We start from the raw sequence: 21736 nt of genomic DNA, 5'->3' as shown, positions 1-21736 counted from the left end.
GGACGGGGCAGTGCGCGCCCGAGCATAGTCGGCGCTTCCGACGGGCAACTTCCCCCCTGTCGCCAAGCTCACGTATCACTCCCGTGAGCCGCCCTCTAAAATTTGAGTTACTTAACGGTAATTAGCACCAGCGCACTTACAACCAGCGTCCTTGGAGCGTGAGAGACCTTGGCCGGATCGGCTGACTTCGACCTGTACCGCCCGTCCGAGGAGCACGACATGCTCCGTGACGCCATCCGCTCCCTGGCCGAGGCGAAGATCGCGCCGTACGCCGCCGCGGTGGACGAGGAGGCGCGCTTCCCGCGGGAGGCGCTGGACGCGCTGGTGGCCAACGACCTGCACGCCGTCCACGTACCCGAGGAGTACGGCGGCGCCGGCGCCGACGCGCTCGCCACGGTGATCGTGATCGAGGAGGTGGCCCGCGTCTGCGCGTCCTCCTCCCTCATCCCCGCGGTGAACAAGCTGGGCTCGCTCCCGGTGATCCTCTCCGGCTCCGAGGACCTCAAGAAGCGGTACATGACCCCGCTCGCCAAGGGCGACGGCATGTTCTCGTACTGCCTCTCCGAGCCCGACGCCGGTTCCGACGCGGCCGGCATGAAGACGAAGGCGGTCCGCGACGGCGACCACTACGTCCTGAACGGCGTGAAGCGCTGGATCACCAACGCGGGCGAGTCCGAGTACTACACGGTGATGGCCGTGACCGACCCCACCAAGCGCTCGAAGGGCATCTCGGCCTTCGTCGTGGAGAAGTCCGACGAGGGCGTCTCCTTCGGCGCCCCCGAGAAGAAGCTCGGCATCAAGGGCTCGCCGACCCGCGAGGTCTACCTGGACAACGTTCGCGTCCCGGCGGACCGCATGATAGGCGAGGAGGGCACCGGCTTCGCCACGGCGATGAAGACGCTGGACCACACCCGCATCACCATCGCCGCCCAGGCCCTCGGTATCGCCCAGGGCGCCCTGGACTACGCCAAGGGCTACGTCCAGGAGCGCAAGCAGTTCGGCAAGCCGATCGCCGACTTCCAGGGCATCCAGTTCATGCTCGCGGACATGTCCATGAAGATCTCGGCCGCCCGCGCCCTGACGTACCAGGCGGCGGCCGCCTCGCAGCGCGTCGACGCCGACCTCACCTATCTGGGCGCCGCCGCCAAGTGCTTCGCCTCGGACGTGGCGATGGAGGTCACCACCGACGCGGTCCAACTCCTCGGCGGCTACGGCTACACCCGTGACTACCCGGTCGAGCGCATGATGCGCGACGCCAAGATCACGCAGATCTACGAGGGCACCAACCAGGTCCAGCGCATCGTCATGGCGCGCAACCTGCCGTAACCCCAGGGGATTTGACGTCGAAGGGTGTCCGGGTCTTCCGGGCACCCTTCACCCGTTCGGTCCCGTATCTTCGCCTTCGGTGGAACACGGAGGTCCGTGCCCTGTGCGGCATCCGGTGCGGATTGTTCCCGTCCGCCCGATGGCGCCCCGCGTCCGGTAGGCGTAGGACGGAAGGGCACGGGGCCCGCCCTGGGCTCCCGCCCCCCCAGGAGGAGCCATGACCCAGCCCGGAACCATGACCGCCATGAGCAAGGAGATGCAGGCCTGCGTGGACGCGTGCATGTCCTGCCACGTGGTCTGCGAGGAGACCATGAGCTCCTGCATGCAGATGGGCGGTCAGCCGCAGATGCAGATCATGCGGGCGCTCATGGACTGCGCCGAGACGACCCGCATGTGCGCGGACATGATGATGCGCCGCTCGCCCATGTCGGCCGAGATGTGCGCGATGTGCGCCAAGGCCTGTGAGATGTGCGCCGAGGCGTGTATGTCCATGCCGGACGATCCCCAGATGATGCGCTGCGCCGAGGCGTGTCGCCGCTGCGCCGAGTCCTGTCGCACGATGGCGGGCGCCACGATGTGACGTGCGCCGTGCGTGACGCACGCGAGGGCACCCCTCGGGGTGCCCTCGATGTGTGCGCGGTGCGCGCTGCTCACTTGCCGGAGACGGTCACCGTCTCGTCGTTCTTCAGCTGCTCCACCAGCGTCTTCACCTTCGCGGTGTCCCACTGGAGGTTGCCGTTCGCGGAGTTGCCCGAGATCGGCATGTTCATGGACTTGCCCTCGCCGCTGCTGACGCCCTTCATCGCCCAGAACATGGACGCCAGGTCGTACAGGCCCATGTCCTTGTCGACGATCAGGGAGTCCAGGCCGGCACCCATCGTCGGGTACAGCTTGAACGGGTTGAGGACCGTGCCCGGCGTCGCCACCTGGTTGGCCAGCGCCGAGAGGAACTTCTGCTGGTTCTTCGTACGGTCCAGGTCGGAGCCGGCCAGCGCGTACCGGGTGCGGACGAAGGCGAGCGCCTCCTCGCCGTTCAGGGTCTGCTTGCCCTTCTTGAAGTCCGCGCCGGACTTGGAGTCCTTGATGTCCTGCGGGATGTCGATCTCGACGCCGCCGACCGAGTCCACGATGTTCGCGAAACCGGCGAAGCCGATCTCGACGTAGTGGTCGATGTGCAGACCGGTGTTGGCCTCGACGGTGCGGACCAGCAGTTCGGGGCCGTCCTCCGCGTACGCCGCGTTCAGCTTCACCTGACGGCCGGTGCCCTGGTAGAGCTTGCCGGAGTCCGAGCCCTTGAACGACGGGATCGTGACGTTCGAGTCACGGGGCAGCGAGATCAGCGTCGGGCCGTTGCTGCCGGTGTGCAGGATCATCATCGAGTCCGTGCGCTTGCCCTCGGCGGACCCGGTGTGCAGCTTCTTCTTCTCCTCGGCGGACATGCCCGCACGGCTGTCGGAGCCGACGATCAGGTAGTTGGTGCCTTCGCCCGCCTCCGGCCGCTCGATGACCTTGGACAGGTCGACCTCGCGGTTGAGCTTGCCGTCGGCCCAGAAGTAGGTGGCGACGGTCGTCACGAGCAGCAACGTCACGAGCGTGATCGAGGTCACCTTTATCCGGCGCCGCCAGTTCGGCGCGGGCCGCGGCTCGCGCGTCCCTCTGCCGCCACCGTCATCGCCACCGCCGTAGACCTGGCCGGTGTTGTAGCCGCTGTCGTACCCGTCGTCGTAGCCGCTGTCGTTGTGGTAACCGCCGTGGCCCTGGCCGTTCACGTACGACGGCTGCTGCGGCACCCCGCCGTAGCCCTGGCCGGGCGGTGCCGCCTGACCGCGGCGGACCTGCCGCATCACGCGCGCGCCCTCGGGCTGTGCGCTCGCGCTGCCGCGTCCGTAACGGTTGCCGCGGTTGTCGTCGGACCATGCCTGGGGCCAGTCATTCATGCGCCCCAGTGTGCAGGGCATGGCCATGCCTCTTACAAGGTTCGGCGGAAAATAGAGGCACGGCTGTTGCGAACCCAACACAAAGTCCGCGAATGTCAGCTCGGCATAAGGTGGAGGCCATGACAGACCAGGTCACCACAGCGGAGTCGGGCACTCCGGAAATCCCGGGCAAGCCGATATCCGCATCCCGCACCACCCTCAGCCACATCATGACCCACAACGACACCAACCTTCTGGGCACGGTGCACGGCGGTGTGATCATGAAGCTCGTCGACGATGCCGCGGGTGCGGTGGCCGGCCGGCACAGCGGCGGACCCGCCGTCACCGCGTCCATGGACGAGATGGCCTTCCTGGAGCCGGTCCGCGTCGGCGACCTCGTCCATGTGAAGGCCCAGGTCAACTGGACCGGCCGCACCTCGATGGAGGTCGGCGTACGGGTCCTGGCCGAGCGCTGGAACGAGTCGGCGCCGCCCACCCAGGTCGGCTCGGCCTACCTGGTCTTCGCGGCCGTGGACGCCGACGGCAAACCGCGCCGGGTCCCGCCCGTCATACCGGAGACCGAGCGCGACAACCGCCGCTACCAGGAGGCCCAGATCCGCCGGACCCATCGCCTGGCCCGCCGGCGCGCGATCAAGGAGCTGCGCGAGAAGCGGGCGGCGGAGGGGTACGAGGACTGAGGCGACGCGAGGCCTGACGGGAACGAGGCCGAGAGGTACGTGAGCCGGGAGGGCCCGGACTTCCGGGCAGGTCACCCGCGTGCGCCCGAAGCTACGAGCACACCGCCTCGTCCCCCCGCACCACGATCGACTCACCCTGCGTCGGATCCTCGGAGCGCACCTTCCTGACCTGCCGGAAGTCCTCCCCGACGATCACCTTCAACGTCGGCCCCAGCCCCTTCACCGGCCGCAGCCGGCTCCCGGGCAGCGCGGCCGCCAGCGACTTCGCCGAGCGGTCCCAGCGAGGGTCGTGGGCGACGACCGTCTGCGGCACGGAGCGGTTCTCCCCGTCCACCGGCCGCCCGGTCGTCCGGAACCCGGTCGCCGCCAGCGCCGTGTCGACGCGTTTGGCGAGGCCCTCGGTCTTCGTGCCGTTCTCCACCTGGACGTGGATCTCCTGCGGGGCCACCTCCACCGGGACCACCCTGCTCCGCACCCGCTGCGTGGCCAGCGGCTGGTCCTCGCGCAGCGCCCGGAAGAGCCGCTCGGCCTTCTCGGTGTCCCACTTCACGGTGGAGCCGATGCCCTTCACGGTGTACCCCATCTGTCCGATGGGCACGGTCGTGAACTCCGACGACGACGGCGAGAAGTTCCGCATCGCCCGCCCGAGATCCAGCAGCTCCCCCGTACCGAAGCCCTTGTCGGCCCGCACCGACCCGAGCACCGCCCGCGTCACGTCCCTGAACCGCATCGGGTTCAGCAGGATCCCGGACGACGTCGCCCGCTCGATCAGCGCCGCCATGAAACGCTGCTGCCGCTGCATCCGGCCCAGGTCGGAGCCGCTGTCGATGTGCCGCGCGCGCACGTACTGCAGCGCCTCGCCGCCCATCAGCCGGTGCGTGCCGGCCGGCAGGTCGAGTCCGGTGTACGAGTCCTTCAGCGGCTCGGCGGTGCAGATCTGCACGCCGCCGACCACGTCCACCGTCTTCATGAAGCTGGTGAAGTCGACCTCCAGATAGTGGTCGATCTTGACGTGGGTCATGTGCTCGACCGTGCGCACGGTGAGGTTCGGACCGCCCTCCGCGTACGCCGCGTTGATCTTGATGGGGTGCGCCTCGCGCCCCTCACCGTCGGGCACCTCGGCGTACGAGTCGCGCGGCAGGCTCACCACGCTCGCCCGCTCCCGGTCCTCCGAGATGTGCACGATCATGATCGTGTCGGTGCAGTGACAGGGCGCCCCGCCCAGCCGGTACTTGCGCCGCTCCTCCGCGCTGATGCGGTCGCGGCCGTCCGTGCCGACGAGCAGGACGTTCATCCCGGTCCCGGCCTGCGGCCGGTTCTTCATGTCCTTGAACGGGTCCACCCGCTCGATCTTCGCGTCCAGGCTGGTGACCACCGCGTGCCCGATCCCCGCCGAGGCGAGGATCACGACGGACAGCGTGGTCACCGCGCGCATGGCCCACCGCGGCCTCTTCCGCCGTACCGGCGCGACCGGCCGCGCCCCGCGGCGGGACGACGGCTGCGGACGGCGCTGCGCGGGGGAGGGGGACTGGCGGGGCGGCGTGGGCATGGGGGAGATACCTCCGCTGTCGCTTGCCCTGGGGGCCGTACGTGGGATCCGTGAGCACCGTAGGCCCATACGATCTCCTGCCCGGTGCAGCGACCCCGGCGGCGCGCAAGGGTGTCCCCCGTTCGCGGTAACGTGAGCCCCCTATGAACGCCAATCCCGACGCGCAGCTCCCCGCCGTTTCCGTGATCATGCCCGTCCTGAACGAGGAGCGGCATCTGCGCGGAGCGGTCCAAGCGATCCTCGCGCAGGAGTACGCCGGCGAGATGGAGGTCGTGATCGCCCTCGGTCCGTCCACGGACCGCACGGACGAGATCGCCGCCGAGCTCGTGGCCGAAACCGCGTCTCTTCAGAGCAAGCGCGTTCACACCGTCCCGAACCCCACCGGCCGCACCCCCGCCGCCCTCAACGCCGCGATCAAGGCCTCCCGGCATCCGATCGTCGTCCGCGTCGACGGCCACGGCATGCTCTCGCCGAACTACATCGCCACCGCCGTACGGCTCCTGGAGGAGACCGGCGCGCAGAACGTCGGCGGCATCATGCACGCCGAGGGCGAGAACGACTGGGAGCACGCCGTCGCGGCCGCGATGACCTCGAAGATCGGCGTCGGCAACGCCGCCTTCCACACGGGCGGCGCGGCCCAGCAGGCCGAGACCGTCTACCTCGGCGTCTTCCGGCGCGAGGCGCTGGAGCAACAGGGCGGCTACAACGAGGAGTTCATCCGCGCCCAGGACTGGGAGCTCAACTTCCGGATCCGGGAGGCGGGCGGGCTCATCTGGTTCTCGCCCGAGCTGAAGGTGTCGTACCGCCCCCGTCCGTCGGTGCGCGCCCTCGCCAAGCAGTACAAGGACTACGGCCGCTGGCGCCACGTCGTCGCCCGCTACCACGCCGGCTCCATCAACCTGCGCTACCTCGCCCCGCCGACGGCCGTGTGCGCGATCGCGGCGGGCCTGGTGGTGGGCGTCCTGGTCACCCCGTGGGCCCTGCTGATCCCCGGCGGCTACCTCGCGGCCATCACCGCCGGCTCGGTCCCGGCCGGCAAGGGCCTGCCCCTGAAGGCACGCCTCCAGATCCCGGTCGCCCTCGCCACCATGCACATGTGCTGGGGCTACGGCTTTCTGACCAGCCCGCGTGCGCTGGCGAAGAAGGTCATCGCGTCCCGGCGCCCGGCGGTACTCAGCACCAACTGAGCCCGCCGGGTGGCGAGTGACGTCACCAGGTGAAGTCCGGGTCCACCTTCATGCAGGCCTTGGTGTCGGAGGCGTTCAGCGCCTCCGCCGTGTCCGGCGTCCTGTCGTCCTGCTTGGGCGCCTTGTACGCCGTACCCTCCCGCCAGTCGGCGCCGACGACGAGGGTGACGCCGGAGACGTCCGTGGACTTCTTCACGGCGCTGGTCGGGATGCCGAGGGCCTTGGCGACCCGCTGGGCGTCGCCCTGGAGGTCGGCGGACGGGTAGCGGACGAGTGTCGTGTCCGCGGTCGGCGTGTTCGACGAGTCCGCCACGGCCTGCGTGAAGCCCTTGCCGACGAGAAGCCCGGCGACGGTGGTCGCGCGGCCCTGGGCCGGGGCGAGGACCTCGGTGCGGGTGCCGTTCTGCACCTGGACGGCGATCTTGTCGTCCGCCGCGGCCGGGTCGGTGGAGGCCTTCTCCTTGGTGGACTTCTTCTTGTCCTTGCCGTCGAGCGCGATGTCCTCACGGACCAGCCGGAACAGCTTGGTCGCGTCGTCGGTCGGCACCACCCGGCCGGTCTGGATCGTGTCGTACTCGTTCGGCATCGTCGTCATGGTGATGCGCGAGGTGGGCACCTTCTTGAGCTCTTCCGCCAGGTCGTAGAGCTTGGTGAGGCTGCCCAGGCCCGGGTCGACGACGAGCGCCTTGGTGGCCGCCTCGGCGAGGGCGCGCAGCTTGCCCGGGTTGCTCAGCTTGGCGTTCTTGCGCAGCTCGCGGACCATCGAGTTCATGTACATGTGCTGCGCCTTGGCGCGCTGAAGGTCGCTGCCGTCCCCGAAGCCGTACCGGGTGCGCAGCCACTGAAGGGCCTGCTCGCCCTTGACGTACGTGGTGCCCTCCTCCAGCTTCAGCCCGGAGCCGTGGCCCTTGCGGTCCCTGGATTCGATGTTCTTGTCGACGCAGACCGGGACGCCGCCGATCGCGTCCGCCATCGACACCACACCCGAGAAGTCGATCATCATGAAGTGGTCGATGTGGATGTCGGTCAGCTTCTCCCACGTCACCACCGTGCAGCCCGGGCCGCCCCGGCCGAGCGAGCGGTTCGTCATCTCGCGCTCGCGGGCCTCGTAGACGTCACCACTGTCCGGGTCCGTGCACTTGGGGATGTCCACCAGGGTGTCGCGCGGCATGCTCACGACCGACATGTTGGTGCGGTCGGCGGAGACGTGCAGCAGCATCTGCACGTCGGCGAGCGGAGTGCCGCCGAACGTCTCCTTGGCGCCGCCGAGTTTCTGGTTCTCCTTGCTGTCGCGCGCGTCCGAGCCGATCAGCAGGATGTTCAGCGGCGTCTGGCCGGCCGCGTTCGCCTCGGTCTCGGCGGCGCGGTCCTTGGCGTCGCCGATGTTGAGGTCGTCCTTCCTCAGATTGCCGTTGAGGTGCTGGTAGTAGAGATAGCCGGCACCCGCGGTGCCCAGTATCACCACCGCCAGAACCGTCGCCGACCAGCGCAGCACACGCCGTCTGCGGCGTCTGCTGTCGGCTCCCCGGCCGCCCCTGCGACCCCCGCCGCCGTGCCGGCCGCCCTGGTCGGCCGGCGTGTCCTGGTCGGTCTGCGGAGTGAGCGACATGGTGTCGTCCACCGCAGGGGCCTCCCCTCGCACACTGCTCTGCGCCAACTCTCTGCCCTTCCCCACCCTTGGTCCGACATGGCTCCGCTGCGCGCCGGACCTCCCTGTCCGGTGCGGAGCGCACCATGTCAGACCTCCCTGTCCGACACCGGTTCGCACCCTGTCAGACCACTGTGGGTCCGCATCGGGTTGGCCACGTGTCGGCAAAATCCACGCCCGGCACGGCCGTTCGGTGTGTCGGACGAACGGCGCCTGAATCAACCACCGCCGCCGCCTGACACAACCACGTCCTGTGTCAGACCAACGAACCTGCTGCACAGTTGCGTTCCCGGCCGGAGTTTCACAGCCGGAGTCCGCGTACCGGCAACGGGCCCGCCCTCAGCCCAAGTCGGCTGTGGGACGGACCCGTTGGGCCGGTACTACTTCGCGCACTCGACCTTGTCGGCGGTGGACTTCTCCACGTCGGGCGCCTTGGTCGGAGTCGTGAGGGACACGCCCGCACCCTCGAAGTCCTTGCCCAGCGTCAGTGTCATCGTGGGCAGGCCCTGGGAGTTGGTCACGCTCTTGCCGGGCTTCATCGCGGACCCGGAGAGCCCCATGATGGCGGCGAGCCGGCGTGCCTGGTCCGCCTGGTCCGGCGCGTACTCCAGCGTCGTCTTCGCCAGCGTCGCCGGGGCGTTGCCCGCGTTCTCGGACTTGGTCACGCCCTCCTCGGTCTGCAGCCAGGTGAGTGTCGACGACGCGCTGCCGGCCTCGGCGCCGCCGTTGAGGATCCGCACCCGCACCTCGGAGGCGTCGGACTTGGTGCCCTTCAGCCGGGCGGCCACGGCGGCGGCCTCCTTCTTCTTCTGCTGCTTGACCTCGGTGAAGGAGACGTCGTTCTTGATGGCCTGGAAGACCTGGGGGGCCGTCGTCTCGTTGAGTACGACGGTCGTCTTCACCTTCTCGGCCGGGTTGTCGATCACCGGAATCGTCGTGAAGGTGAGGTTCTTGGTGTTGAGCTTGCCCAGCTCCAGGCCGAGGTCCTTCAGCTTGTCGATGCTGTCGAGGTTGCTGTCGACGGTCAGCGCCTCGGTGCCCGCCTCCGCCAGCTTGATCATCTTGGTCGGGCTGGTGAGCGTGTCGTTGGACTTCAGCTTCCGCATCAGCGCGCTGAGGAACTGCTGCTGGAGCCCGATCCGGCTCAGGTCGCCGCCGAAGCCGACGGAGTGCCGGGTGCGGACGAAAGCCAGTGCCTGCTCGCCCTCGATGACGTGCTTGCCCTCCGAGAGCTTGAGGTGCGAGTCCGGATCGTCGATGTCCTTGGCCAGGCACACCTCGACGCCGCCGACCGCCGTGGTCAGCGTCTTCACCGCGTTGAAGTCCGCGACCATGAAGTTGTCCGGCTTGATCCCGGTCAGCTCGGTGACCGTACGCATGGTGCAGCTGGGCGTACGGCCCTCCTGGCCGAGGCTGGTGTTGAAGCGCTCGCCGGTTTCTCCCGGGATGACCTTCTGGGTGCCGTCCTCCTGCGTGGTCTGGCAGTCCGGGATGTCGACGATCAGGTCGCGCGGGATGCTGAGCGCCGTCGCGTTCGAGCGGTCCTTGGAGACGTGCAGCAGGATCGTGGTGTCGGCGTGCCCGGCGCTGCCCGAGTCGCCGTACTTGTCGTTGCCCGCGCCCGTGCGCTTGTCCGTGCCGATGAGCAAGATGTTGATGGCCTTGTCCTTCGAGAAGCCACCGGTGCTCGCGCCGTCGTCGGAGACGGACTGGATGTTGTCGTTGAGGTGCTCGATGTAGAGATACGCACCGGCAGCGGCGGCGACGACCACGAACGCCATTATTCCGCCGGTCCAGAGCACGGCCTTCTTCGCCTTGCTCTTCTTCTTCACCGGCCGGCGACCGCGCCGCCCCGGCAACGGCTCCTCGGGCGCGCCCCGGCGCCGACGCTGCGCCGGCACCTCACGGCCCGGCGCCGTCCGCGTCTCGCGTCCCGGAGCGGCGGTGCGGTTGCGTACCGCGCCGCCGGCCGCCGCACCGCCCGCGCCGGGGGCGCTCGTGCCGGCGGCGCGCGCGGCGGCGCCGGCACGGGAGGCGGATCTGCGAGGTCCCGGAACCGCCGACTGCGGAGCGGAAGGAGTCAGTCGCAGTTCGTATTCACCGGTGCTCGGATTGAGTACCCACTGGTCTGCGGGATCGATGTCGTCCGCCCGCCCACGGCCTTGCGCGTCCACGGTTGTCTGAATCCTCCGTCGGGGCCACGCGGCGCCTACCCCCTCCAAGGCGCTCGGGTCTCGGTCAAACAGTGCGCAAGCCTAACTACGGCCGGGTGCACCGGATCGCTCACACTATCCGGCCAGTTCAGCGTTAAGCGACGACGGTGACAAATTCCACGTCCCTACAACTGGGCAATCGGCGCATTTCTTTGAATTGAGGTTCGTGGACTTGGTGAGCGCTTTACCCGCAGGCGTTCTCGGCGGCTGTGTTGCCGCGGAAGGTGGGGGGCGGGGGAGTGGGTCCTGTGGAGTCGTCGATCAGCTTGCCGCCCGGCTTCCCGTCACCGTCATGGGAACTCTTGTACGAGGATTCGTGCGACGACCCGCGTCGCAATCGGGACGAATCCACGACTTCCACCGGGGTGTCGGTGCGCAGCCGCTGGAAGAGCCGCTCGGCGGCGGGCTCCATGAGTTGGTCGCGATTGGCGTTGTGGATGTAGGACTCCCGAGGAACGGTGAGGAATTGCACGCGTTCGGTGGGGATGTCGCGCACGCCGCGCACAAGGTCGTACAAACCGCGCAAGCTGGCCAGCGCGGGGTCGGTGGTGAGGGACGACGTGGCGGCGTCCAGGACCGGGTAGAGCCGCACCGGGTTCAGCAGCACGTCGTTGCTCTGCACCTTGTTCACGAGCGCGGCGAGGAATCGCTGCTGGCGTTCCATGCGTTCGGTGTCGCTGCCGTCGCCGAGGGACTTGCGGGCGCGGACGTAGCCGAGGGCCTGTTCGCCGTTGAGGGTCACCTTGCCGGCCGGGAGCCTCAGCTTGGCGGCCTTGTCGTCGATGGGCTCGGTGAGGCAGATCTCTACGCCGTCGAGGGCGTCGACCGTCTCCTTGAAGCCCTGGAAGTCGACGACCATGTGGTGATCGACACGGACGTCGGTGAGCCGCTCCACGGTACGGACGGTGCAGGCCGAGCCGCCCACCTGGAAGGCGTAGTTGAACATCGCGAACATGGGGTCGCTGCGGCTGCCGTCGGAACGCCGGCACCCGGGGACGTTCACCATCAGGTCGCGGGGTATCGAGACGGCGGTGGCGCTGCGGCGCCCGGCGGACAGATGGAGAAGGATGGCGGTGTCGGAGCGCTCGGTACCGGAGTCGCGCCCGTATCGCCGGTTTCCGCTGCCGGACCTGGTGTCCGATCCGATGAGCAGGATGTTCCGGGCGTCGCGCACGAGCGAGGTGGGACGCTCCCTCTCGTACCGCTCGAGTTCCGCGGCGGCGGCCTGGTCGGCGGTGATGTTGGAGTCGAGCTTGGCGTAGACGGCCCACCCGGCCCCCGCGGCGGCCACCACCACCAGCCCCACCCCCACGACCCCACGCCGCACCCACCGCCACCCCCGCCTGCCACCACGTGACCCGCCCCCGACGAAACCGGAACGTCCGGGGCGTGGGCGCGATGTGCCGGTCACAGGTGGCTCCACTCCTCAGGGCGTGCTGCTTGCGGTGTGGGCTGTTGTTACGACCATGGCCTGGGTGGGGGGTTGGGGGTGGGTGGTGGTGGGCTGAATGGGTGACGGGGCCTTCGGCGGTGGGGCGGGGGTTTGGTGGGGTGCGCGTCTATGCCTGCGGCGGCCTGTGCGGGTTTGGTGGGGGTGCGCGTAGCGCCTGCGGGTGGGGTGTGGGTCGGGGCCGTGCCGGGGGGTGTCCGTCCTCGGACCGGCGGTTGGACTTAGGCCGGGAGGTGCTGCGTGTTGACGCCGGCCACTGCGGGCGGACACCCCCCGGCACGTCCCCTTCCCGCCGTGGGCGACTGCGGGTGAGTGGGGCAAGTCCGTTCCCGGCCCGTCACCTCTGGACGCCGCTCAGGTGTTCCAGCCCGTCCCGATCCCCCACCCACCCCAAGCGCGCTGTCACCTCTGGACGCCGGTCCCGGCATTTCAGCCCGTCCGGCGTTTGAGGACGAGGCCCGTTCAGGGCCGAAGCGGGGGTCTGGGGGCGGCAGCCCCCAGAAGCGGGCCGGGGTCGAAGGGGCGGAGCCCCTGGAGGACGGGACGGGTAGGGGCGGCGGGGGCGAGAAAGGCAAGGGGGCAACCGGGCCGCGCCCGGCGTCACCTCGCCGTCGCCGTCACCCGCTCGCTCTCGATCCGCTTCGCCAGCGCCTCCTCGCCCAACATCTCCAGATGCCGGCACAACACCACCGACCCGTCGGTCGCCAACGCCGCGTACAACCCGGCGTTGAGCCCCTCCCACGTGTCGTACGCCAACGCGGACAGGATCCGCGAGCCCGGCCCCGTAAGCCCCAGCCCCGTCGCCTCGGCCCGAGCCCGCTCGACAACCTCCGCCCCGCTGAACTCCCGCCCCGCGACGATCAACGCGGGATCCTCGGGATCGACCGGCGCAAACGGCACGAAGCGGTCCCCCTGACTCGGCACCTCCACCGCGTAGTCGGCGAAGCCACCCGGCGTCTGCGGAAACCGACCCCCCAACGGCCGCAGCGCCAACGCGACCCGCTCCCCCCGGCACGCCCGCGCGGCCTCCAGCGAGTCAGGCCCGCTCACGACCACGTCCCCCGCCGCCGGATCCCCACCCACGTCCGCGATCGCGCCCACGGACGAACACGCCAGCAGCCACACAGCCGTCTGCCAGTGCGCGGGCAGCAGCAACGTGACCCGGTCTCCCGGCCCGGCCCCGAGGTCGCCCTGGAGGAGATTCGCGGTCTTGGCCACCCAATTGGCGAAGGTGGCCACGGACAATTCGACGCGTTCCCCGGTGGCGTCGTCGTAGAAGGTCACCAGGGGACGTCCGGGATCCGCGGCGAGCGCGGAACTCAGCAGGTCGGCAGGGGTGCGATCGGTGGCATTCACCCGCGCAAGGGTACGCGGACCCGCCCCCGCACACGCCCGGTCGGCGGTACTCCGCCGCCACCGGTTCGGGCGAACCGTGGACCGACGCCCCGTCAACCCCCAGATGGACAGGTTTGTATGACTATGTCCACGATCGGGAGCATGCGTGGATTCCTTGCTTCCTCGATCGGTGTCACGTGCGCGGCGGCCCTAGCCCTCCCGCTCACCCCACCCGCCGTCGCGGCGACCGCGAGACCGGCGCTCGGCGCGGAAGTGGCCACGAGCGCGCGGACGGTGGCCATGGGCGCGCGGACGGTGGCCATCAGCGCGCCGGTGGTCACGGCGGCCGGATCTGCGGTGCGTCGTACGGACGCCGAGCCGTCCGTGTCCGGCAGCACCCAGTCGCTGCCCCTCGCCCCCCTCACCCATGACCGAACCGTCGACCCACCCACCGAACAGGGCCTGCCCCAACAGGACGTACGGCCCTTCTCCCTCGTCGGCGTCATCTGGGACGACCCGAACGCCGAACTGCACGGCCGCGTCCAGGTCCGCACCCGCGCGGTCGGCACCGGCAACTGGTCCGGCTGGCAGGACGTCGAGACGCACAACGCCGAGCACGCGGCCGACCCCGGCACCGCCGAAGGCACCTCGGCCCAGGTGCGCGGCTCCACGGCGCCGTTGTGGGTGGGGGAGTCGGACGGCGTGGAGGTGCGGGTCACGGCCGCGACTGCCGAGGGACGGTCGGAGAAGACCCCTACGGGTTCCGGCGACCCGGCCCAGCCTTCCGGTACCGGCGTAGTCTCCCCACTCCCCGCCGGCCTCCGCCTCGAACTCGTCGATCCCGGCGATCCCGCCCCCGCACCGGAGGACCCCGACGGCATCTCCCGCCCCGGCTTCCTGGCGACCGAGACCGGCGAGACCGCCGAGGCCCTCGGCGCCTCCGGGGCCGACACCGCCGCCTCAGCCGTCAACGCCGAACTCGCCCCGCTGGGCGCCACCGAGATCCCCGAGCTCGGCCGGGCCGAGACCGAGCGGGAGATGTCGGCCCTGCGCGGCAGTGAGCTGACGCAGGAGCAGCGGGCGAAGCCGCACATCGGGCCGCGGCCGCGCATCGTCACACGGCGTGGCTGGGGCGCGAACGAGAGCTGGCGGGAGAAGCAGTTCACGTACACGAAGAGGGTGAAGGCGGCCTTCGTGCACCACACCGCGACCGGTGCCAAGTACACGTGCAAGCAGGTTCCCTCACTCATTCGCGGTATCTACCGCTACCACGTCAAGAGCATGGGCTGGCGCGACGTCGGCTACAACTTCCTCGTCGACAAGTGCGGAAACATCTACGAGGGGCGCGCGGGGGGAGCGGCGAAGCCGGTCCTGGGTGCCCACACGCGCGGGTTCAACAGCAACAGCATGGGGATCGCCGTCCTCGGCAGCTACGGCTCCGCCAAGCCGTCCGGCGCGGCGGTGCGGGCCATCGCCCGGCTCACGGCCTGGAAGCTGGGCCTCTTCGGCGTCAATCCGCGCGCCAAGACATACCTGAAGTCCGGTGGTGGCAATCTCTACCGAAAGGGAAAGAACGTACGACTGAACACGATCTCCGGACACCGGGACGGCTACTCCACGGCGTGCCCCGGACTGCAGCTCTACCGCAAACTCGGCACGGCCCGCGCTGCGGCGGCCCGTTACCAGGGACGCTGAGACGAGGACGGAGTTCACCGGAATGTAGGGATACGGGGGACCCACCGAACCACCGTGCGGAAGCATGCTGCTGGGCACACGTCCGGGCACACATGCGTGCGCGGCTGGGCCATGGGTGGGCATACGGGGGCAATTGGGGGGCCAAGTGGGGGCGTACGCCGCACTGCCGTCGAAGGCGCCGCACAACGGTCTGCATACACTGGCCGGCCGAAAGACAGTTCGGCCGGTCCCGGCAGGAAGCAGAGACGACAGGTGACAGAAGCGATCCTCCTGGTCGGCGGCAAGGGCACTCGGCTGCGTCCGCTCACCGTGCACACGCCGAAGCCCATGGTCCCGGCGGCCGGGGTTCCGTTCCTCACGCACCAGTTGGCGAGAGCGAGAGCGGCGGGCGTCGACCACATCGTCCTGGCGACGTCGTATCTGGCCGAGGTCTTCGAGCCGTACTTCGGCGACGGCTCGGCGCTCGGTCTCCACCTGGAGTACGTCACTGAGGAGGAGCCCCTCGGCACGGGCGGCGCGATCCGCAACGTGGCCTCCCGGCTCCACTCCGCGCCCGACGACCCGGTCCTGATCTTCAACGGGGACATCCTGACCGGCCTGGACATCAGGGCCCTGGTCCACACACACGAAACGACGGGCGCGGACGTCTCCCTCCACCTCACCAAGGTGACGGACCCCAGGGCCTACGGCTTGGTCCCCACGGACGACACGGGCCGGGTGACGGCGTTCCTGGAGAAGCCGCAGACCCCCGAGGAGATCGTCACCGACCAGATCAACGCGGGGGCGTACGTCTTCCGCCGCTCGGTCATCGACACGATCCCGGCGGGCCGCCCGGTCTCGGTGGAACGCGAGACCTTCCCGGACCTCCTCGCGGCCGGAGCCCACCTCCAGGGCATGGTCGACTCGACGTACTGGCTGGATCTCGGCACTCCCGCGGCCTTCGTCCGAGGCTCGGCGGACCTCGTCCTGGGCCGGGCCCCGTCCCCCGCGGTCCCCGGCCGCTGCGGCGACCGCCTGATCCTCCCCACGGCCCAGGTCGCCCCCGACGCCAAGCTGACCGGCGGCACGGTGGTGGGCGAGGGCGCTTTCGTGGCCGAGGGCGCACGCGTCTTCGGCAGCACGATCCTCCCCGGCGCCGTCATCGAACCCGGCGCCATCATCACCGACTCCCTCATCGGCACCCGCGCCCGCGTAGGCGAACGCTCCGTCCTGACGGGCACGGTGATCGGCGACGGCGCGGTGATCGGCGCCGACAACGAACTGAGGGAGGGCGTACGGGTGTGGTGCGACGCACGAATCCCGTCGGGGGCGGTGCGCTTCTCGCCGGATCTGTAGCCCTGATCTGTAGGGGGAGCCACTCCGCCGCTCCCCACTCACAGGCATTCCAGCCGGTCCGGGATTCGAGGACAGGGCCCGCCGTCCCGAACCCCCGCCCACCCGCAGGGGGCGTGATGTGGGCAGGGGTGACTTCTCGGCGCCGGTCCCGGCATTTCAGCCCGTCCGGCGTTTGAGGACGAGGCCCCTTAAGGGCCGAAGCGGGGGTCTGGGGGCGCAGCCCCCAGAAGCGGGCCGGGGTCGAAGGGGCAGAGCCCCTGGAGGACGGGACGGGTAGGGGCGGCGGGGGCGAGGAAAACCGACGCCAACCACACCGCCGCCCCGTCACAACCGCCCGATATCCCCCCGAGGCATCCGCGGCGCCCGCCGCCCCGGCACCCGCCCACTCAACAAAATCAACCGAGCCGCCCGATGCCGCTGCCCCGCATACGGCTCCAACAACTCCAACATCACGGAGTCATCCGCATCCCGATCCCCCGCCAGCGCAAACCCCACAATCCCCGGCAGATGCAGATCCCCCACAGTCACCGCATCCGCCGCCCCATGACTACGCTGCACAACCTCCGCCGACGTCCACGGCCCCACCCCCGGCACAAGCTCCAACCGCCCCTGCGCCTCCGCCGGAGGCATCCGCACGGCCTCCTCCATCCGCGCGGCAACCCGCACAGCCCGCAGAATCGTGGACGCCCGCTTGTTGTCGACCCCGGCCCGATGCCACTCCCAGGACGGAATCAGCCGCCAGGTCTCCGCATCCGGCATCACACACATCCGCCCGGGCGCGGGCCCCGGCGCCGGCTCCCCGTACTTCCGTACCAGCAACCGCCACGCCCGATACGCCTCATCGGTCGTGACCTTCTGCTCCAGAACCGACGGAATCAACGACTCCATCACCAGCCCGGTCCGGGTCAGCCGAAGCCCCGGCCGCCGATGCCGGGCGACCGCCACCAGCCGATGCCGCGGCACGAACGCGGACGGATCGTCGGCCGCCCCGAGCAGATCCGGCAACTGCTCCAGCAGCCACTCGGCCCCCGGCCCCCAGGCCTCCCCCCGCACCTCGGCACCCCGCACGCCGACCCGCAGCGTCCCGGGCCCGGCAGGCGTACGGCAGGCCCGCCACACGGACCCGTCGGGCATCGCCCGGAACGTCGGATCCCCCGGCCCGCGCCGCAAGGGCCCCAGCACGAGCCCGAGATCGAGCGGCCCGTCCGGCACCACCGTCCGCACCTTCCCCGCCCCGGCAGCCTGCCGCGGCACACCCGCGGGCACGGCGACATGCCCACCGCGCACGGTCGTACGCGTGGGTCGCGGAGGGAAACGTCCTGCCACGGATGAGGTCCTAGCGGTACGGGAGGGAGCGGTCCTACGAGCATAGTTACCGGAAGGGTTCCTACGACCTCTGCACCACAAGCCCCCTGGAATCCACAATTCCCCAGCGGTCCACAATTCCCCAGGGGGCCACAAGCCCCCAGGAGCCCACAAGTCCACGCGCCCCAGGGCGCATATCAGCGCACCTCAATGAAGCCCCCCGCATCCCGCTCCGCCCGAGGCCTCGGCTCCTCCGCCGGATGCCCGACCGCCACCGCCCCCATCGGATCCCACTCCTCCGGCAGCCCCAGCACCTCGCGCACCACGCCCCGGCAGAACATCGTCGACGACACCCACGCCGAGCCCAGCCTCTCCCCGGCCAGCGCGACCAGGAGGTTCTGCACCCCGGCACCGGCGGCGACGACGAACATCTCCCGCTCGGCCCCGTCCCGCCGCGCGTCCCCGTACGTGTGCGAACCGTCCATCACCAGGCACGGCACCACCAGATACGGCGCCTTCCGCAGCACGTCCCCGCGCCGCACCCGCTTGGCGATGGACTCCTCGCTCTTGCCGTCCCGCCGCAGATCGGCGATCCACGCGTCGCGCATCGCATCCAGCAGCCGCGTCCGCGACTCCTCCGACTCCAGCAGCACGAAGCGCCACGGGGTCGTGTGATGCGGCGCCGGCGCCGTGACCGCCGCCGCGACCGCCCGTCGAACGGCCCCGGGGTCCACGGGCTCGTCGGTGAACGCCCGTACCGTACGCCGCTGGGTCACCGCCTCCCGTACCGCCTCCGACGTCCCCAGCCGGAACATGTCGTCACGAGCGCCGCGCACCAAGGCCCGCGCCCCCTCCCCGTGCTCCTCGGCCACCGTGTGCGCCAGCCCACGCACGACGGCGACGGGCAGGCCGGCGGCCTTGCCCTTCACCAGGTCTCCGGCGGCGGCGAGTTCGTCCGCCGTCGCCACGACGGTCGCGCTGAGCGGGTTGCCGTACGCGTCCGTGCCCCCGCGCAGATCGTCCAGTACGCGCACCCCGGCGGCGCCGATCGCCACGTCCGTGAGCCCCGAGCGCCAGGGCCGCCCGAAGGTGTCGGTGACGACGACCCCGACGTTGACACCGAGGGCGTCACGCAGCCCGTCCCGGATCGCCCGCGCGGACGTGTCCGGGTCCTCGGGCAGCAACAGCACGGTCCCGGCGGGGGTGTTGGAGGCGTCGACCCCGGCCGCGGCCATCACCAGCCCCTGCCGGTTCTCGACGATCCGCAGCGTGCCGCGACGCGCCACCACCCGGACCGTTTCCGCGTCGATCGCGGACTCCCGGTCGGCCGCCTCGACGATCCGCCCCTCCGCCTTGGACACGATCTTCGAGGTGACCAGGAGCACATCTCCGTCGACCAGACCGGGTTCGGCGGTGGCGATCAGCTTCGCGAGGTCGTCGCCCTGCTGGACCTCGGGAATCCCGGCGACGGCCCAGACCCGGTAGCCGTCGCCCGACACATCGCGCGCGCTCAAGCCGCCCGCACCTCCTCCGCCAGCGTCAGCGCCTCCCGAGCCATCTGCGCGGCCGCGTCGATGTCGGTCATCATCAGCGGTACGGCCCGGCAGCGGATCCCTGCCGCCTCGACCGGCTCCACGGAATCCGCGTCCACGGTGTCGACGAGCCAGCCGTCGAGGAGCCCGGAGCCGTAGTGCTCGGCGACCGCCGCGGCCGTCGACTCCACGCCGACCGCCGCGAGCACCTTGTCGGCCATCCCGCGCACGGGCGCGTCCCCGACGATGGGGGACAGGCCCACCACCGGCACCCCGGCGTCGGCGATCGCCTCGCGGATGCCGGGCACGGCGAGGATCGTGCCGATCGAGACGACCGGGTTGGACGGCGGGAAGAGGATGACGTCCGCGTCGGCGATGGCCTCCAGGACGCCCGGCGCCGGCTTGGCCTGCTCGGCCCCGACCGGCACGATCGCCTCGGCCGGCACCTGGGCCCGCAGCCGTACCCAGTACTCCTGGAAGTGGACGGCCTTGCGCTCGCCGTCCACCTCGACCGCGACATGGGTCTCGACGCGGTCGTCGGTCATGGGGAGGAGACGGACTCCCGGCTTCCACCGGTCGCACAGCGCCTCCGTCACCGCGCTGAGCGGATAACCGGCGCCGATCATCTGCGTCCGCACGATGTGCGTGGCGAAATCCCGGTCGCCGAGCCCGAACCACTCCGGGCCGACGCCGTACGCCGCGAGTTCCTCCTTGAGATGGAAGGTCTCGTCGGCCCTGCCCCAGCCCTGCTCCTCGTTGATGCCGCCGCCCAGCGTGTACATCACCGTGTCGAGGTCCGGGCAGACCTTCAGGCCGAAGAGGTGGATGTCGTCTCCGGTGTTGCCGATGACCGTGATGTCCGCGTCCGGCGCGGCTTGCTTCAGACCGCGCAGGAACCGGGCACCACCGATGCCGCCTGCCAGAACCACAATGCGCATGGGAGCCAGTCTTGCAGGCGGGTACGACAACGCGTCAGGCAGTCATCGGACGCGACGAGGTGTCACGCCCGTCCTCGCACGCGGCAACGGGTCAGGCGCTCACCGGGCGTGGCTCGACACGGGCCTCGCAGGCCCGGGCGGTGTGCATCGGCATCTCGGTCAGACCCGGGTAGTAGACGTGCAGGCTGACCGCCGGCTCCAGCGCGTCGTTCGCCACCTCGTGCACGTAACCCGGCGCGAACACCCGCTGCGCACCCGCCCCCAGCACGCGCGTGCCGCGCTCCGTGCGCTCGGTCAGCGTGCCGTCCAGAACCGTCAGGACGCCGGAGGACCGGCCGTGGTCGTGCAGTCCGCTGCCCTGCCCGGGGACCCAGGACAGCAGCCACACCTCGTAGCCGGGGCCCGTGCGCAGCCGGTGGTACCAGCGCGTGGTCGCGTCGTAGCGGACGAGGTGCTCCCACTGGGACCGGTCGGCGGCGATGGAGCGGGCCAGGCCGACGAAGTCGGCGACGGTGGCCGGGTGCTCGCGCGGTGCCTGGAGGAGGTGCGGGACTTCGAGGATGTCGCCGGCGATCTGGAGGTCGCTGTCGCTGTTCATGGGGTGGGTGGTTCCTCAGTGAAAGAAGGTCAGAGGGAACGAGAGCCGAGGGACGGGTGACTCGGCCTACAGCTGGAGCGGGTACGGCTCAACAGCTGGGACAGCAACAGCTACAGCGAGCACGGGCAGCACCGTGGGACCCGGCGGTGCGGGTCGAGGTGAGTGCCGAGTTCGCGAGCATGCCCACAAGGACATCGGTTCATGCCTGCACTGTCAACTCGACGCCCGGCGATGTGGCGCATCTTTCACCTCATCCGGTTCATCTTGGTGGCGAAAGGTTTGTTCATGGGACAGCCGGGACACATGGCGCACAACCGGGCGCACGGGCGTCGTTGCGATCCTGTGATCCGACTGTGATCCGGTTCGCTTCTACGCACGCGTGCAACGAGATCGAACTTATGGGCGTCCTTTTCCGTACAGGCTCTGCGTAGGGCCGGCGGCCCACCTGGGCCTCATCTGCTTGTCAAGGTTTAGGCCGATTTGAACACTTTCCGCTAGGCCTTGGTTCCGCAGAGTGAATAAGGGGCTCAATAGCAGATCTCGGCTTGACTCGCCCGGAGCAGCACACTTGTAATTTCACTCGTGTCGTTCAGCCGGAATCGGTAACGGCAACATCACGGGGACGCGAAAGACAGACGAGGGGCGCACATGACCGAGCTGGTGCAGCAACTGCTGGTCGACGACGCGGACGAGGAACTCGGCTGGCAGGAGCGCGCGCTGTGCGCCCAGACCGACCCCGAGTCCTTCTTCCCCGAGAAGGGCGGCTCCACCCGCGAGGCCAAGAAGGTCTGCCTCGCCTGCGAAGTCCGCTCCGAGTGCCTCGAGTACGCCCTCGCCAACGACGAGCGCTTCGGCATCTGGGGTGGCCTGTCCGAGCGGGAGCGCCGCCGGCTGAAGAAGGCCGCCGTCTGAGGCGGCCGCCGGCTGAAGAGGGCCCCTGTCCGGCGAAACGGACCGCCAACAGCACGTACCGGATCGACAACCGCACGTACATACGTCACGCACGGCCCG

Annotated in this window: 17 protein-coding genes; 7 read left to right on the top strand and 10 right to left on the bottom strand. The window is 70.0% G+C overall.

The features are described from left to right. Positions 1-168: 168 nt before the first annotated feature. Together EJ357_RS18355 and EJ357_RS18350 are read left to right on the top strand one after the other, a co-directional pair. On the top strand, positions 169-1326 hold the full coding sequence (locus EJ357_RS18355; protein WP_126392701.1) for an acyl-CoA dehydrogenase family protein: 1158 nt from the start codon (positions 169-171) through the stop codon (positions 1324-1326). A 217-nt stretch (positions 1327-1543) separates the two neighbouring features. Next, positions 1544-1906: a four-helix bundle copper-binding protein gene (locus tag EJ357_RS18350; RefSeq protein WP_126392700.1), complete on the top strand. Its 363-nt coding sequence runs from the start codon at positions 1544-1546 to the stop codon at positions 1904-1906. 70 nt (positions 1907-1976) lie between these two features. Here the strand turns inward: EJ357_RS18350 and EJ357_RS18345 are convergent, their stop codons facing one another. Further along, positions 1977-3263, bottom strand: coding sequence for an LCP family protein (locus EJ357_RS18345; RefSeq protein ID WP_175647430.1), 1287 nt, complete (start codon positions 3261-3263; stop codon positions 1977-1979). Positions 3264-3382: 119 nt separating this feature from the next. Between EJ357_RS18345 and EJ357_RS18340 the strand changes: the two genes are divergently transcribed. Then, positions 3383-3940: an acyl-CoA thioesterase gene (locus EJ357_RS18340; protein WP_228473091.1), complete on the top strand. Its 558-nt coding sequence runs from the start codon at positions 3383-3385 to the stop codon at positions 3938-3940. A 91-nt stretch (positions 3941-4031) separates the two neighbouring features. Here the strand turns inward: EJ357_RS18340 and EJ357_RS18335 are convergent, their stop codons facing one another. Beyond that, entirely contained in the window at positions 4032-5489 is a 1458-nt protein-coding gene (locus EJ357_RS18335) for an LCP family protein (protein WP_175647429.1), read from the bottom strand. A 143-nt stretch (positions 5490-5632) separates the two neighbouring features. Between EJ357_RS18335 and EJ357_RS18330 the strand changes: the two genes are divergently transcribed. Next, positions 5633-6676 (top strand): glycosyltransferase family 2 protein, encoded by a 1044-nt coding sequence (locus tag EJ357_RS18330; protein ID WP_126392696.1) that lies wholly within the window; start codon positions 5633-5635, stop codon positions 6674-6676. Between the two features lie 22 nt (positions 6677-6698). Here EJ357_RS18330 and EJ357_RS18325 read toward each other — a convergent pair whose 3' ends face one another. From EJ357_RS18325 to EJ357_RS18300, 4 genes are all read right to left on the bottom strand, one after another. Next, positions 6699-8285 carry an LCP family protein gene (locus EJ357_RS18325; protein ID WP_126399629.1) on the bottom strand — a complete coding sequence of 529 codons (1587 nt, stop codon included), beginning with the start codon at positions 8283-8285 and terminating at the stop codon, positions 6699-6701. Between the two features lie 419 nt (positions 8286-8704). After that, a complete protein-coding gene (locus EJ357_RS18320) occupies positions 8705-10498 on the bottom strand; it encodes an LCP family protein (RefSeq protein WP_126392695.1) in 1794 nt (597 codons plus the stop codon). A gap of 223 nt (positions 10499-10721) precedes the next feature. Then, positions 10722-11864: an LCP family protein gene (locus EJ357_RS18315; RefSeq protein ID WP_175647428.1), complete on the bottom strand. Its 1143-nt coding sequence runs from the start codon at positions 11862-11864 to the stop codon at positions 10722-10724. 723 nt (positions 11865-12587) lie between these two features. Next, the gene (locus tag EJ357_RS18300; protein ID WP_126392693.1) at positions 12588-13343 is read right to left on the bottom strand and encodes a TIGR03089 family protein; all 756 of its coding nucleotides are present in this window, start codon (positions 13341-13343) and stop codon (positions 12588-12590) included. Positions 13344-13484: 141 nt separating this feature from the next. Here EJ357_RS18300 and EJ357_RS18295 point away from each other — a divergent pair, with 141 nt between their 5' ends. Both EJ357_RS18295 and manB read left to right on the top strand, forming a co-directional pair. Continuing rightward, a complete protein-coding gene (locus EJ357_RS18295; protein ID WP_126399626.1) occupies positions 13485-15017 on the top strand; it encodes an N-acetylmuramoyl-L-alanine amidase in 1533 nt (510 codons plus the stop codon). Positions 15018-15269: 252 nt separating this feature from the next. Next, on the top strand, positions 15270-16352 hold the full coding sequence (manB, locus tag EJ357_RS18290) for a mannose-1-phosphate guanylyltransferase (protein WP_126392692.1): 1083 nt from the start codon (positions 15270-15272) through the stop codon (positions 16350-16352). A gap of 324 nt (positions 16353-16676) precedes the next feature. On the opposite strand, the gene EJ357_RS18285 is transcribed toward manB, so the two are convergent. The 4 genes from EJ357_RS18285 to EJ357_RS18270 form a co-directional block, all read right to left on the bottom strand. Beyond that, positions 16677-17678, bottom strand: a complete 1002-nt coding sequence (locus EJ357_RS18285; protein ID WP_126392691.1) for a DNA-3-methyladenine glycosylase family protein — start codon at positions 17676-17678, stop codon at positions 16677-16679. A 176-nt stretch (positions 17679-17854) separates the two neighbouring features. Next, positions 17855-19171 (bottom strand): coenzyme F420-0:L-glutamate ligase, encoded by a 1317-nt coding sequence (locus tag EJ357_RS18280; RefSeq protein WP_126392690.1) that lies wholly within the window; start codon positions 19169-19171, stop codon positions 17855-17857. Then, the gene (gene cofD / locus EJ357_RS18275) at positions 19168-20127 is read right to left on the bottom strand and encodes a 2-phospho-L-lactate transferase (protein WP_126392689.1); all 960 of its coding nucleotides are present in this window, start codon (positions 20125-20127) and stop codon (positions 19168-19170) included. The genes EJ357_RS18280 and cofD overlap by 4 nt, the downstream gene beginning before the upstream one ends. Before the next feature lie 91 nt (positions 20128-20218). Further along, entirely contained in the window at positions 20219-20725 is a 507-nt protein-coding gene (locus EJ357_RS18270; protein WP_126392688.1) for a cysteine dioxygenase, read from the bottom strand. A gap of 648 nt (positions 20726-21373) precedes the next feature. On the opposite strand from EJ357_RS18270, the gene EJ357_RS18260 reads away from it, so the two are divergent. After that, a complete protein-coding gene (locus tag EJ357_RS18260) occupies positions 21374-21637 on the top strand; it encodes a WhiB family transcriptional regulator (protein WP_003975777.1) in 264 nt (87 codons plus the stop codon). Positions 21638-21736: the final 99 nt, after the last annotated feature.

The organism is Streptomyces cyaneochromogenes, assembly GCF_003963535.1.
In the GTDB taxonomy this organism is placed as follows: Bacteria; Actinomycetota; Actinomycetes; order Streptomycetales; family Streptomycetaceae; genus Streptomyces; species Streptomyces shaanxiensis.
Note: the sequence above shows the minus strand (reverse complement) of the source record. Positions and strands in the feature narration are given on the sequence as shown.

Coding starts and splice junctions, on each gene's coding strand:
- EJ357_RS18350 (WP_126392700.1), top strand. CDS start 1,544: ATGACCCAGCCCGGAACCATGACCGCCATGAGCAAGGAGATGCAGGCC.
- EJ357_RS18345 (WP_175647430.1), bottom strand. CDS start 3,263: ATGAATGACTGGCCCCAGGCATGGTCCGACGACAACCGCGGCAACCGT.
- EJ357_RS18340 (WP_228473091.1), top strand. CDS start 3,383: ATGACAGACCAGGTCACCACAGCGGAGTCGGGCACTCCGGAAATCCCG.
- EJ357_RS18335 (WP_175647429.1), bottom strand. CDS start 5,489: ATGCCCACGCCGCCCCGCCAGTCCCCCTCCCCCGCGCAGCGCCGTCCG.
- EJ357_RS18330 (WP_126392696.1), top strand. CDS start 5,633: ATGAACGCCAATCCCGACGCGCAGCTCCCCGCCGTTTCCGTGATCATG.
- EJ357_RS18325 (WP_126399629.1), bottom strand. CDS start 8,285: ATGTCGCTCACTCCGCAGACCGACCAGGACACGCCGGCCGACCAGGGC.
- EJ357_RS18295 (WP_126399626.1), top strand. CDS start 13,485: ATGCGTGGATTCCTTGCTTCCTCGATCGGTGTCACGTGCGCGGCGGCC.
- cofD (WP_126392689.1), bottom strand. CDS start 20,127: ATGCGCATTGTGGTTCTGGCAGGCGGCATCGGTGGTGCCCGGTTCCTG.
- EJ357_RS18270 (WP_126392688.1), bottom strand. CDS start 20,725: ATGAACAGCGACAGCGACCTCCAGATCGCCGGCGACATCCTCGAAGTC.
- EJ357_RS18260 (WP_003975777.1), top strand. CDS start 21,374: ATGACCGAGCTGGTGCAGCAACTGCTGGTCGACGACGCGGACGAGGAA.